The organism is Halomonas sp. TG39a, from assembly GCF_000744395.1.
GTDB classification, from domain to species: Bacteria; Pseudomonadota; Gammaproteobacteria; order Pseudomonadales; family Halomonadaceae; genus Vreelandella; species Vreelandella ventosae_B.
This window is the reverse complement of the sequence record NZ_JQLV01000002.1, coordinates 682,713-695,220: the sequence shown is the minus strand read 5'-3', so window position 1 is coordinate 695,220 and position 12,508 is coordinate 682,713. Positions and strand designations below refer to the sequence as shown.

The 12,508-nt window shown below is 54.7% G+C and carries 11 protein-coding genes; 5 read left to right on the top strand and 6 right to left on the bottom strand.

Features of this window, described 5'->3' with window-relative positions; translation table 11 throughout:
* Positions 1 to 40: 40 nt before the first annotated feature.
* Positions 41 to 1,312: a beta-ketoacyl-ACP synthase II gene (gene fabF, locus U738_RS21325; protein WP_035585229.1), complete on the bottom strand. Its 1,272-nt coding sequence runs from the start codon at positions 1,310 to 1,312 to the stop codon at positions 41 to 43.
* A gap of 81 nt (positions 1,313 to 1,393) precedes the next feature.
* Between fabF and U738_RS21320 the strand changes: the two genes are divergently transcribed.
* Together U738_RS21320 and U738_RS21315 are read left to right on the top strand one after the other, a co-directional pair.
* The gene (locus U738_RS21320) at positions 1,394 to 2,035 is read left to right on the top strand and encodes a TetR/AcrR family transcriptional regulator (RefSeq protein WP_035585227.1); all 642 of its coding nucleotides are present in this window, start codon (positions 1,394 to 1,396) and stop codon (positions 2,033 to 2,035) included.
* Positions 2,036 to 2,226: 191 nt separating this feature from the next.
* Positions 2,227 to 4,410: an OsmC domain/YcaO domain-containing protein gene (locus U738_RS21315; RefSeq protein WP_035585225.1), complete on the top strand. Its 2,184-nt coding sequence runs from the start codon at positions 2,227 to 2,229 to the stop codon at positions 4,408 to 4,410.
* 91 nt (positions 4,411 to 4,501) lie between these two features.
* Here the strand turns inward: U738_RS21315 and U738_RS21310 are convergent, their stop codons facing one another.
* The gene (locus U738_RS21310) at positions 4,502 to 5,404 is read right to left on the bottom strand and encodes a LysR family transcriptional regulator (protein WP_035585222.1); all 903 of its coding nucleotides are present in this window, start codon (positions 5,402 to 5,404) and stop codon (positions 4,502 to 4,504) included.
* Positions 5,405 to 5,505: 101 nt separating this feature from the next.
* Here U738_RS21310 and U738_RS21305 point away from each other — a divergent pair, with 101 nt between their 5' ends.
* From U738_RS21305 to U738_RS21295, 3 genes are all read left to right on the top strand, one after another.
* On the top strand, positions 5,506 to 5,721 hold the full coding sequence (locus tag U738_RS21305; protein ID WP_035585220.1) for a DUF2798 domain-containing protein: 216 nt from the start codon (positions 5,506 to 5,508) through the stop codon (positions 5,719 to 5,721).
* A 185-nt stretch (positions 5,722 to 5,906) separates the two neighbouring features.
* Positions 5,907 to 7,370: an alanine/glycine:cation symporter family protein gene (locus U738_RS21300; RefSeq protein ID WP_035585218.1), complete on the top strand. Its 1,464-nt coding sequence runs from the start codon at positions 5,907 to 5,909 to the stop codon at positions 7,368 to 7,370.
* Positions 7,371 to 7,409: 39 nt separating this feature from the next.
* Complete coding sequence (locus U738_RS21295; RefSeq protein ID WP_035585216.1) at positions 7,410 to 8,423, top strand: asparaginase domain-containing protein; 1,014 nt, start codon at positions 7,410 to 7,412, stop codon at positions 8,421 to 8,423.
* Positions 8,424 to 8,428: 5 nt separating this feature from the next.
* Here U738_RS21295 and U738_RS21290 read toward each other — a convergent pair whose 3' ends face one another.
* From U738_RS21290 to U738_RS21275, 4 genes are all read right to left on the bottom strand, one after another.
* Positions 8,429 to 9,295, bottom strand: a complete 867-nt coding sequence (locus U738_RS21290; RefSeq protein ID WP_035585214.1) for a DMT family transporter — start codon at positions 9,293 to 9,295, stop codon at positions 8,429 to 8,431.
* Between the two features lie 163 nt (positions 9,296 to 9,458).
* Positions 9,459 to 10,688, bottom strand: a complete 1,230-nt coding sequence (locus U738_RS21285; RefSeq protein WP_035585212.1) for a nucleoside recognition domain-containing protein — start codon at positions 10,686 to 10,688, stop codon at positions 9,459 to 9,461.
* 81 nt (positions 10,689 to 10,769) lie between these two features.
* The gene (locus U738_RS21280) at positions 10,770 to 11,702 is read right to left on the bottom strand and encodes a lysine exporter LysO family protein (protein WP_035585210.1); all 933 of its coding nucleotides are present in this window, start codon (positions 11,700 to 11,702) and stop codon (positions 10,770 to 10,772) included.
* On the bottom strand, positions 11,703 to 12,344 hold the full coding sequence (locus U738_RS21275; RefSeq protein WP_081899185.1) for a hypothetical protein: 642 nt from the start codon (positions 12,342 to 12,344) through the stop codon (positions 11,703 to 11,705). It abuts the gene before it with no gap.
* Positions 12,345 to 12,508 lie beyond the last annotated feature (164 nt).

Genomic DNA, 12,508 nt, shown 5'->3' with positions numbered 1-12,508 from the left:
ATCATAGTCTGGCGGCAGATCGGTTTATTTATTTCCCTCTTTAACGCTCGATACTGCTAATAATAAGCGCCGCATTGACGCCACCAAAACCGAATCCGTTGCACAATACATGCTTAGTGACGTGCTTCTGATGAGTCGCCGTGACGAAGGTTAAATCCTGCATATCATCATCGCAGTGCTCAAGATTGATGGTAGGCGGAAGTTGCTGCGTATTGGCTGCCAATACAGAAAAAATACTCTCGATGCCCCCTGCTGCGCCTAAGAGATGGCCTGTGGCGGCTTTCGTTGCCGAAATCGGGATGGCGGGCAAGCGCTCGCCGAATACATTACGCAATGAAGCAATTTCAGCCCGGTCGCCAACGGGTGTCGAGGTGGCGTGGGCATTGATATGGTCAATAGCATCAGTAGATAGGTTCGCCATGCCTAGCGCTGCTTGAATCGCTGCTGCTGCGCCAGCCCCATCTTTTGGGCCTGCCGTCAGGTGGTAGGCATCCGCGCTGGTACCGTAGCCGCTGATCACCGCTAACGGCGTTGCACCCCGGGCGACCGCATGTTCAAGCGTTTCGATCACCATAACGCCAGCGCCTTCTCCCATCACAAAACCGTTACGGGCTTTATCAAAGGGCCTGGACGCGCGTTCAGGGTGGTCTGCTTCTGTGGAAACGGCCTTTAGAGCGTTGAAGCTGGCCAGTGAAAGCGGGTCAATACACGCCTCGGCGCCGCCGACGAGGGCTACATCGGCTTCTCCATTGCGTATGATGCGCATACCGTCACCAATGGCCTGTAGACCTGCCGCGCAAGCTGTAACCGGGCATCCCAGAGGGCCTTGAAAACCATAGCGAATGGAGAGATTGCCAGCCGCCAAATTGGCCAGAAAGGCGGGCACCGTGAAGGGGGAGAGTTTGCGATAGCCGCGCTCAGCAAGGGTTTTTTGGGCTTGAGTAATGGTAGGGAAGCCGCCAATGCCAGAGCCAATAATGGTGGCCGTTCTGCGTTTTTGAGCCTGCTCAACGGGGAACCAGTTGGCCTGTGACAGTGCCTCATGGGCTGCTGCTAACGCATAAAGGCTGAACAGATCCATTTTGCGCTGCTCTTTGGGGTCGGCTATCTCATTCAGGTCAATACCGCCGCTGGGGTCTTGGTTAATGCTAGGCACCACCCCAGCAATTTTGATCGGGATATTGCTGGTGTCAAAGCGGTCAATGGTGCTGATGCCAGACTGGCCGTCAACCAGTCGCTGCCAACTTTTATTGACGCTGTTGCCTAGCGGGCTGACCATGCCCATGCCGGTAATCACGATAGGTGAGTGCATAGTGGCTCCTAATTTATTGATATGGTCACCCTAGCAATGGGCACTATATGATCAAGATAATATTTAGCTGACGAGGTAGATATGCCTTATCCCAAGAGCCATAAATCGAAAACCAAAGAGCGCATTTTGGCTTCGGCGACGGAGCTATTTAGCCGCAATGGGTTTCAAAAGGTATCGATTGGCCAGATCATGAAACTAGCCAAGATGACCCACGGCGCCTTTTACGCCCATTTCGCTTCAAAAGAGGCCCTTTACAATGAGTCTGTTCGCCTGACCATTGATAACAGCCGGGCGGCTAGACTGGTAAAAGGCCCGCTTTCGTTACAGCATCTAACCGAATTAGTCGCCAACTACTGCAATCTCCAAGAGTTGGAAGCTAAGCATAAGCCGGGGCCTGAAGCGGTACTGTTTAACGAAATAGGCAGTGAAAAAACAGAAATCCGCACCCTGTTTGAAGCGTCTTATATGAGTATGAAAAAGATGCTTGAAACCCGTTTAATAGCACTGAGCAAGTTGAAACAACTCCCTTTTGCCAATGACCGCAACGCGATTGCTGATAAATCCCGGGTTATATTGGCTTCCCTGGTAGGGGCCGTCGCCATTGCCAAAAGTCTGCCGGGAGAAGTGGAGCGCAAGCAGGTGCTGATAGCCACACAACGCCAGATTTTACTAATGCTCGGGGTCAGCGAAACCGAGGCAGAGAGTATGCTGCAAGCACAGTAATTCCTTCCTCTCCTGGAGAGATCGCCAAGATGCTGCTGTAGCAAGCACTGCCGTTTTCGCACGACGAGTGGTGGATGATTTGGGCGATGGCCCAAGACGAAGCGGGTGAAAAACTGGATAATGGCTGCCATTCGCCTACCGGCTTAAGTATTTAATGGCCCAGGCACACTCATTACCCCGGACGCCCGCTCATGGAAATCAAAGTTAACTATCTCGACAACCTCCGCCTGGAGGCCAAGTTCGACGATTTTACGGTCATCTCTGACCAGCCAATTCGCTATAAGGGCGACGGCTCGGCGCCTGGGCCGTTTGACTACTTCCTGGCTTCGTCGGCCATGTGCGCTGCCTACTTCGTCAAGGTGTACTGCAACGCACGGAATATTCCCACCGAGAATATCCGCCTGTCGCAAAACAACATTGTCGACCCGGAAAACCGCTACAAGCAGATTTTCAAAATCCAGATCGAGCTGCCGGAAGATATATCGGATAAGGATCGCGAAGGCATGCTGCGATCCATTGACCGCTGTACGGTGAAGAAAGTCGTCCAGACTGGTCCCGAGTTCCAGATCGAGGTGGTCGAGAACATCGACGAAGACGCCCAGGCGCTATTGATGGGCGCTCCGGAAGGCGGCAGCACCTATATCGAGGGCAAAGACCTACCGTTAGAGCAGACCATCGCCAATATGAGCGCGATCCTTGCCGACCTGGGCATGAAAATCGAGATCGCTTCCTGGCGCAATATCGTGCCCCACGTCTGGTCGCTGCATATCCGCGATGCGGCTTCACCTATGTGCTTTACCAATGGCAAAGGCGCGACCAAAGAGAGCGCCCTGTGTTCGGCGCTGGGCGAGTTTATCGAGCGCTTAAGCTGTAACTTCTTCTATAACGATCAGTTCTTAGGCGAAGAGATCGCTAATAGCGCATTTGTTCACTACCCCAACGAGAAGTGGTTCAAACCGGGGCCGAATGACGAGCTGCCTGCCGAGATCCTCGACGAGCACTGCCTGGCGATCTACAACCCGGAAGGTGAGCTGTGTGGCTCCAACCTGATTGATACCAACTCCGGCCGAGAAGACCGCGGTATCGTGTCGTTGCCCTTTGTGCGCCAATCTGATGGCGAAACGGTTTATTTCCCCTCGAATCTGATCGAAAACTTGTTCCTCAGCAACGGCATGAGTGCGGGCAATACCCTGGTAGAAGCCCAGGTGCAGTGCCTGTCGGAAATTTTCGAGCGAGCGGTGAAGCGGGAAATCCTTGAGCAGGAGCTAACCCTGCCGGATGTACCGCAGGAGGTGTTAGCGAAATACCCAAGCATAGTAGAGGGCATTAACGCCCTGGAAGCCCAAGGGTTCCCGGTGCTGGTCAAAGATGCTTCCATGGGCGGGCAGTTCCCGGTGATGTGCGTCACCTTGATGAACCCGCGCACCGGCGGCGTGTTTGCCTCCTTTGGCGCCCACCCAAGCTTTGAAGTGGCGCTGGAGCGCAGCCTGACCGAGCTGCTGCAGGGCCGCAGTTTCGAAGGCCTGAACGATCTGCCGCTACCGACGTTTAACTCCCAGACGGTTTCCGAGCCCAACAACTTTGTTGAGCACTTTATCGACTCGGTGGGCGTGGTTTCCTGGCGCTTCTTTAGCGCAAAGCCTGACTTTGAGTTCAGCGAGTGGGACTTCTCCGGCAGCAATGATGAAGAAGCCGAGACGCTATTTGGCATTTTTGAAGAGCTGGGCGCCGAAGTGTATATGGCGGTACACGAAGATTTGGGCGCACCGGTGTGCCGCATCCTGGTGCCGGGCTACTCCGAGGTGTACCCCATCGAAGATCTGATCTGGGATAACACCAATAAGGCGCTAGATTACCGCGAAGATATTCTCAATCTGCACCGCCTGGATGACGACCAGCTCACCGACCTAGTCGAGCGGCTGGAAGAGAGCCAGATGGATGACCACGCCGATATCATTACGCTGATTGGTATTGAGTTTGATGAAAACACCGAGTGGGGCCAACTGACCATTCTGGAACTGAAGCTGTTGGTCTACCTAGCTTTGCAACGCCATGAAGAAGCACTGGACTGCGTGCAGATGTTCCTGCAGTACAACGACAACACCGTCGAGCGCGGCCTGTTCTACCAGGCGGTGAACGCGGTGCTGGAAATTGTCCTGGATGATGAACTAGAGCTTGAAGACTATCTACACAACTTCCAGCGCATGTTCGGTGAAGCCACTATGGCCGCGGTGGTGGGCTCGGTGAGTGGGGAAGTGCGCTTCCATGGCCTAACGCCCACCAACATGCAGCTGGATGGCCTTGAGCGCCACCAGCGCTTGATCGAAAGCTATAAGAAGCTCCATGCGGCTCGGGCGGCTAAAGCGGGCATCTAAGCATTATCCAAAAATGGTGATAGATCTCTGCTGGCGTTACGGCGCCAGTAAAGCTCGCTCTGGTGCAGCCGGTTTGCTGCGAACAGGCGGTCTAACCAGCAGAGTGGAACCAGTTTTGGTGGCTGAGGAATTCGATTAGCTCGCTGCGAAACAGCTTTGCCCGCGCTGAAAGGCTACGCCGGTAGGGCCATACCAAGTAGATCTCTCTGTGGCGTCCCTGCCACTCAGGGAGCACTCGTATTAATTCTCCCGTTTGTAAGCTATTCGCCACCATGCTGGCGGGCATTAAGGCGACGCCTGCGCCCGATTTAGTGAGGTTCAGCACAATATTCATGTCGTTACTGATATGAAAATGGCTCTTATGACAGGCGTGCTGGCTACCCTCTTGGTGGAACAGCTGCCAATCGCTAAACATCTTTGCTGCCACGCTGGGGCACGCCTGTAGTTCCTCAACCGTGCTCGGAGTAGGGTGCTTCATCGTCGGTGAAGCCACCAAAATCGGCTCTATATAGCCCAGGTATTTCTGGATCAGCGTCGAATCTTTTTGTGGCCCAGAGCGAAGCGCAATATCCGCTTGGTGATCGCGAATATCAACCACGTTGTTATCGAGTTCGATAGTCAGCGCAATGTCAGGGTGGCGATGAATAAAGTGTCGCCAAAACGCATCTAGTGGCCCGCTCCCCAGATTGACCGGCGCCATAATCTTCAACGGCCCGCTCAGGCTATGCAGCGTCTGATCCAGATCCAATATGCGCTGATCAAGGGCGAGCACTAGCTCTTCACACTCGCGATAATAGGACTCACCGTGGGGCGTTAACGTTAACCCTTTGGTGGATCGATGGAGCAGTTCTACGCCTAGCGTGGCCTCCAGTGCGCTAATACGCCGCGACACGGTGGCGATAGTCATCTTTAGCTTTGCCGCCGCTGCCGTAAGGCTGTGTTGATTGGCAGCCACGATAAAGATGTTCAGGTCATCCAGAGAAGGCTTTCGCATTTTGCAATTCTGTAAAATGGTTTCTTATATATTGGCATATATTACCGTAATGGGTGTTTGATAGCCTTGTCCCAGGTAAATAATGCTTTTAAGGACACCCCATGAAACACAGAATTATTTTCGCGCTACTGATGTCGTTCACACTCTCGCTGATTATGTCGGCGTGGGTGACTTATGTGAATATCGGAGCTCATCCCGATTTTGTGGCTATTTGGATGCATGCATGGCTGCTTGCTTGGCCAGCTGCGGGGATCATCGCGTTTATCAGCGGCCCCTTTATTCATAAGCTAGCCCATCGCATTGCCGAGAAGATCTGACGGCCCGCCTGATGCACTCTGGTGCACCCACTGATGCAGTGAGTGCACACAACTGCATCGCTGCGCCAAATTTAATCCTGCCCCACGCTTGGTACAACATTCTCCGCGGCGCGAATTCCAAAAGCGCGATAGCAAACGACGCGAATTCCAACATAACGCTAATACAAAAACGCGGAGAGAATCACATGCTTGATATGCTCAATGACCTCCTATGGGGAAAGGTTCTGCTAGTGCTGCTGGTGGGCGTTGGCATCGGTTTTACCGTTGCGTCCAGCTTTGTGCAGTTTCGCTATTTCGGTGAGATGTTTCGTATCCTTGGTTCCGGCCAAGCCTTTAAGCGTAATAAACACGGCCATTTAAGCTCGTTTCAGGCGCTGGTGCTTTCAGTAGCCGGGCGTGTCGGTGGCGGCAACATCGCCGGTGTAGCGGTGGCGATTACGCTGGGTGGCCCAGGGGCGATTTTTTGGATGTGGTTGGTGGGCTTAATGGGTATGGCCACCAGCTTTTTGGAATGCACCCTGGCACAGACCTATAAAGAAGCCGAAGGCGACGGCACTTACCGCGGCGGCCCGGCGTACTACATCGTTAAAGGGTTGGGTAAACAGTGGCGCTGGCTGGCAGCGTTCTACTCGGTACTACTGCTGTTGACCTTCGGTTTTGCGTTTACCGCACTGCAATCTTATTCGGTGGCGACCTCTTTCGGTGACGCTTTCGGCGTGCCGGTACTGTATAGCGGCATTGGTCTTGCCATGCTGGTGGGACTGATTATCTTTGGCGGTATTAAGCGTATCGCACGTATTTCCGAGGTATTGGTGCCCTTTATGGCGGTCAGCTATATCGCCATTGCGCTGCTGGTCATCGCCATGAATATTACGGAAATCCCTGGCGTGATTGCGCTGATTGTAAAGAGTGCCTTCGGCCTTGAACCGCTGATTGGTGGCGGTATTGGCGCGGCGATCATGATGGGCCTGAAGCGTGGCCTGTTCTCTAACGAAGCGGGCCTGGGTAGTGCGCCCAATGTGGCGGCAGTGGCCTACGTACCGCACCCGGCTAACCAAGGCATCGTGCAGGCGTTCTCAGTCTTTATCGATACCGTGATTATCTGTTCTGCCACGGCGTTTTTGATTCTACTCAGCGGTGTATACGACCCTGCTGCGGGCGCTGGCGTTGAGGGCATTGCCCTGACCCAGGCAGCACTGGCCGATCATGTGGGCGAATGGGGCCGCACCTTTGTCAGCCTAGCACTGCTGCTGTTTGCCTTCAGTACGATTCTTTATAATTACTACCTGGGCGAGAACAGCCTTAACTTCTTCAGCCGCGACAACCAAAACCTTTTTAACGCCTTCCGCGTGGCCATCGTACTGCTGGTGTGCTGGGGTGCCACTACCGATTTGGGCACCGTGTTCGGCTTTGCTGATGTCACCATGGGGCTCTTGGCGGTCGTTAACCTGTTCGCGCTGATTCTGCTGTTCAAGTGTGGCCTGCGCATTTTGAAAGACTTTGATGGGCAGCGTCGGCAGGGCATCAAGCAGCCGATTTTTGACGCTAACCAGCATCCGGATCTCGATTTGGATCCAAAAGCCTGGGAGCTAGAGCCTGAAGAGGCTGAAGCGTTAAAACAGCGCCTGGAAGGCGCACCTGCGAAGTAAGTAGTTAACTAGATTGTACTGATAAGGAGAGGAGCGCCCATGCCCCGCGTACTGATGCTCTATACCGGTGGAACTATTGGTATGCAGCCATCGCCACACGGTTATATACCCTGCGCGGGGCTGGCTGAACGCCTAACGACGCATTTGGCTTTGGACGATCCTTACCGGCTGCCAGCGTTTGATGTGCTGGAAATGCAGCCGCTGATTGATAGCGCCGAGTTAATGCCGGAGGCCTGGAATCGCCTGGTGGCGCTGCTGGAAAGCCACTGGTCGCGTTACGATGCGTTTGTGGTGCTCCACGGCACCGATACCATGGCGTACAGCGCCGCCGCGCTTTCGTTTATGCTCGGTGCGTTGAACAAGCCGGTGATCTTTACCGGCTCTCAAATTCCATTGGGTGAGCCAAGAAGCGATGCACTGAATAATGTGGTCAGCGCGCTGCAGCTTGCGGCTCACCCCGCGACACCTTGCGAAGTCACCCTGGCTTTTCATGACCGGCTGTTGCGTGGAAACCGGGCCCGGAAGGTGCGCACACAAGGCTTAGATGCCTTCGACTCACCCAACTTCCCCTGGCTTGCCGAGCTGGGCATTGGCATTAGTTTTCTCCAGCCCTCGGCGCTGCTGAGCGGACTACCGAATCTTGCGCCTATTGACGTGGACGACGAGGCGGTAGCGGTACTGCCGTTGCACCCAGGGATGTCGCTGCGCCGTGCCAAGGCGCTGCTGGAGGATGAAGCGCTAAAAGGGCTGGTGCTGTATAGCTACGGGGTTGGCAACCCGCTTAGCTTTGAAGGCGAGCTGCTTAACGCCTTATCGGCTGCCAACGAGCGAGGTGTAGCACTGCTTAACGTGACCCAGTGTGCCCAAGGCGAGGTGGTGCAAGGCGCCTACGCCACGGGTGCCGCACTTAACCAAGCAGGCGTGATTGCCGGCAGCGATATCACCCTGGAAGCCGCCATCGCGAAGCTCACCGTGTTAATTGGGCAAGGGCTCGTGGGGTCAGCGCTGCGCAAGGCATTGAGCGCGTCCATGCGCGGTGAGTGTAGCCGTTAAGCCCATTAACGGGAGGAGAGACTCAACGCGGTGACGGTTATCAATATGATCCCCATGCCTACCATTTGAATAATACCCAGGCTCTCGCTTAACACCGCTACCCCAAACAGAGTGGCGGTGACCGGCTCCACCATGGCCACCATGGAAGCTAACGCCGGTGCCGCATGCTTAATGCCGACCACATAAAGCAAGAACGATAGACCCGCGCCCAGAATACCTAACACCACAAACAGCGGCAGCTCTGGAGCGTTAATAACGCTGATCACCTGGGGGATATCCGCTGGTAGTAGAAGGACTATCGCTAATACGGTGAAGGCAATTGTGAGAACGGCGGATGGGCTGCCATGGGGTGCCGCATACTTAAAGCCAAAAATGAACAGCGCATAAGAGAGGCCGGCAAGCAGACCCGTACCCACACCCAGCAGCGAGAGGTCGCTGGCGCCAATAGCATACAGTTTGGTTAGCAACACCACACCCACCATCACTAGTGCGATGGCGAGCCACTTGGCGGCGGTGGGTCGTTCAAGCTTGAGGGCAAATGAAACGAGATAGACAAAAACAGGGGCGCAGTACATCAAGGTGGCCGCGACCGCCACATTGCCATACTCAATACTAAGGAAATAGAACGTAAAGTTACCTGCCACGCCAAGGCCTGCCACGACCGACCAGAACCAAAGCTGCCTGCTGTTCAGGCCGCTATGGCTGCGTTGAAACAGTAGCCAAACAAGCGCGAAGAGAAGTCCTACAAACCCTCGATAAAATGACACGACAGCCGGATCCCAACCGCTGTCTAACAGAATGCCCGCGATTCCTCCGGAAATTCCCCAGAAAAAAGCGGCGAGCGCAATCAACATAGTGCTGGCGCCTGCCATATTTCACCTTTCATCCTTGAGCGGTTAACACCCGGGAGCGACGGCTGTTTAAACGCATTTCCTTTGCTTAACGATAGCTCTAGATCTGCTGCCTGCAGACCCTATTTTTACTCATATGAAAGGTAGACGCTGTGCTCTACAAACGAAAGCCTATTAACGCCGGTCAGCCAAAAAACCAGTAGCACACTGCAATAGCGGTGGTAACGCCTGCGAAGTCTGCTACCAGAGCACAGCCCAGACCGTGGCGAATGCGAGTAATGCCAACGGCGCCAAAGTAGACAGCCAATACATAGAAAGTGGTCTCGGTGCTGCCTTGCATAGTGGCGGCGAGCAACCCTGGAAAGCTATCGACGCCAAAGGTGTCCATGGTTTCAATCATCATGGCGCGGGCGCCACTACCGGAAAGTGGCTTCACAAAGGCGGTGGGCAGCGCATCGACAAAGCGAGTGTCCCAGCCAAAGCCCTCTACTAGCCAGCGGATGCCACTAAGGCCTGCGTCCAATACGCCGCTGGCGCGCAGCACGCCGACGGCCACCAGCATGGCGATCAAGTAGGGCAGCAGGGTAATGGTAAAGCTTAGCCCTTCTTTCGCGCCTTCAATAAAGGCGTCATACACCCTCACACCCCGTAACGCCCCCACCACTAAAAACATCATCACGATGCTAAATAGCGTCAGGTTACCGACTAGTGTAGAGGCCGCGGCCAGCGCCTGCGCGGACATGCCTGCCAGCGTGGTAATCAGTAGCCCCAACGCTAGAGCAGCAGCTAATAAATAGGCTAGCACCACGGGCTGCCAGAGTTTTAAGCGCTGCATCACCGCCACCGCCAAAAGCCCAGCTAGGCTAGAGGCCGTTGTCGCCAGCAGAATAGGTAAAAACACCAGTGTGGGGTCGGCGGCGCCTTGCTGGGCGCGATACATAAAAATGGTTACCGGCAATAACGTTAGCGAAGAGGTATTAAGCACCAGAAACAGAATTTGCGCGTTGCTGGCGGTCTCACTGCTGGGGTTAAGGCTCTGCAGCGAGTGCATCGCTTTGATGCCAATCGGCGTGGCGGCGTTATCCAGACCCAGGATATTTGCCGCGAAGTTCATACTGATCAGCCCCATAGCAGGGTGGCCGCGGGGAACCTCTGGCATTAAGCGGCAGAACAACGGGTCGAGTACCCGCCCTAGCAAGCGAATCAAGCCCGCCTTTTCGGCAATCGAAAGAAACCCCAGCCACAGCGTCATGGTGCCAAGCAGCACCAGAATAATATCAACGCTTACTTCTGCCATATCGAACAGTGACTGCACCAAGCGGGCAAATACCTCGCTATCGCCGCCAACCAACCACTGCCAGAGTGAGGCCGCAAAGGCCGCGATAAAGAAGCTTAACCAAATTCCGTTGAGCATGGGGAGTGGGCATCCTGGGTGTTAAGAGTTTTTATATCTCCAGCAATGCCACTTATCCTAACCAATGAGCGCCCGTCACCGCTAACCCGATAGCGAAAGAAAGAACAGAATCAGCGGTGGGGAGAGCAGCGAGAGAATAAACCCGCTGACCACGGCAATAGGCACGCAGGCTACGCCGCCGTGCTGCTGAATGACGGGCAGGGTGAAGTCCATGGAGGTGGCGCCACCATAACCAATCGCCAGTGCGGTATGGCGGTGGATCACCAGCGGAATCAATATAAACGCCAGCAGTTCCCGGGTCAGGTCGTTGAAGAACGCCACACCGCCCATCAGCGGACCAAGCTGGTCGCCAATCAAGATGGCCGAAAGCGAGTACCAGCCAAAGCCAGACGCCATCGCCAGGCCTTCGTTCCAGCTTAATGAGAGCAGCGGGGCGGCAGCTAAGCCTGCCAGCAGCGAACTGATTGCCAACGTCACCGCAATCGCCAGCCCCATGCGGTTAAGTAAGATCTGCCTGAGAGGCATACCGGAGTTACGCAGCTGGCAGCCGATCAGTGCCAGCAGCAGGTAGAGTACCCATTCGGCCAGTAAGTCTGTGGCGTTGAAAAGCCTTTCACCTAAGTGTGGCCCCAGCAGCAGCCCGAGGATAACGCCCCCAGCCACCACGGCGACCAATAACAGCGACCCTCGCATGGCCGCCAGCTTACTGGTAGGAGCATTTTTCACAACTGGTGAGCTACCGGCCTTAAGCGTTAAACGGCGCGATAGCCACCACAGCGCGGCTAAGTTAAACAGCGTGGTAATGCTAAATAACAGCAAGGCGTTGCCACCCAGGCGCGAAAGCTGGCTAGTCAGGTTTTCAAGCCCGGCAAGGCTTATGCCCATAAATAGCAGAATCAGGTAAACCGAGCCATTAACCGCTCGGTTGATCAGGTTCTGTAACTGTATGGAACGGACGCGAACCAGATAGCCAAGAAAAAGCGGTAGTAGAACAATCAATAAACCGGAAAGCATTTAGGGCGTCGCGCCACCGTTTGGGTTGAAGTTAGTTAATGTCAGCTGCGTTTCGCGGCGACCCTCTTTTCGATACACCGCTGAAAGAATCAGCCCGGGCCAGTCAGGGTGAAAGCTAATGGTTAGTAGGCGGTCGGGCTTCTCGATATCAATGAGCGATACGTTCAGTGCTTCAAACTCTCCTGCGGGAACCTCAATGCTGCCTGGGTCGGTAACATAATATTGAAAGTGCTCATCGCGGCCTTTTTGATCGACAAACTCAATCGCGCAGGGCGTACTCTGTGTACAGTTTTCCTGTCCCGCCCGGCGGGAGAGATCAAACAGCGCCGCTTGGCGATCTAAAGTGGGGATCTCACCTTCGTTCAGTTGATAGCTATCACCCACGCCCAGCACCGAATAGCTGCTGCTAAAGAGCAGAGCGTTGGTGTCATTGCCATTGAGCGAAAAACGGCTGAACTCCTGGCCGCGCGCCACGGTGATTGAAAAGCGCATATCGCTTAACCAGTGATTTCCTTCGTTAGAGAGGCGATGGGTAATGGTAGCCCCAGGCCAACCGCGAACCTCCAGCCGGTACTGTGCTTCAAAGGGCTTAGGGGCTTCAAAGGGCTGCGGCTCTTCGAACGTCTCAGTTGCTAACGCCATGCCAGTTGAGTAGGAAATGGCAAAACCCAACCCCACACACCTGAGCGCGCGGCCAGGCAGTCGTGCGAAAACATTGACCAAGGGCCTTTCCTCCATAAAGGGTATCTTCCTAAGAGCCTCTAGCCACTGCTTGGTTCCCAGCGCGCTAGTATAGCCTGGGTAGG

Coding starts and splice junctions, on each gene's coding strand:
- U738_RS21315 (WP_035585225.1), top strand. CDS start 2,227: ATGGAAATCAAAGTTAACTATCTCGACAACCTCCGCCTGGAGGCCAAG.
- U738_RS21285 (WP_035585212.1), bottom strand. CDS start 10,688: ATGCTCAACGGAATTTGGTTAAGCTTCTTTATCGCGGCCTTTGCGGCC.
- U738_RS21280 (WP_035585210.1), bottom strand. CDS start 11,702: ATGCTTTCCGGTTTATTGATTGTTCTACTACCGCTTTTTCTTGGCTAT.
- fabF (WP_035585229.1), bottom strand. CDS start 1,312: ATGCACTCACCTATCGTGATTACCGGCATGGGCATGGTCAGCCCGCTA.
- U738_RS21320 (WP_035585227.1), top strand. CDS start 1,394: ATGCCTTATCCCAAGAGCCATAAATCGAAAACCAAAGAGCGCATTTTG.
- U738_RS21295 (WP_035585216.1), top strand. CDS start 7,410: ATGCCCCGCGTACTGATGCTCTATACCGGTGGAACTATTGGTATGCAG.
- U738_RS21300 (WP_035585218.1), top strand. CDS start 5,907: ATGCTTGATATGCTCAATGACCTCCTATGGGGAAAGGTTCTGCTAGTG.
- U738_RS21310 (WP_035585222.1), bottom strand. CDS start 5,404: ATGCGAAAGCCTTCTCTGGATGACCTGAACATCTTTATCGTGGCTGCC.
- U738_RS21275 (WP_081899185.1), bottom strand. CDS start 12,344: ATGGCGTTAGCAACTGAGACGTTCGAAGAGCCGCAGCCCTTTGAAGCC.
- U738_RS21290 (WP_035585214.1), bottom strand. CDS start 9,295: ATGGCAGGCGCCAGCACTATGTTGATTGCGCTCGCCGCTTTTTTCTGG.
- U738_RS21305 (WP_035585220.1), top strand. CDS start 5,506: ATGAAACACAGAATTATTTTCGCGCTACTGATGTCGTTCACACTCTCG.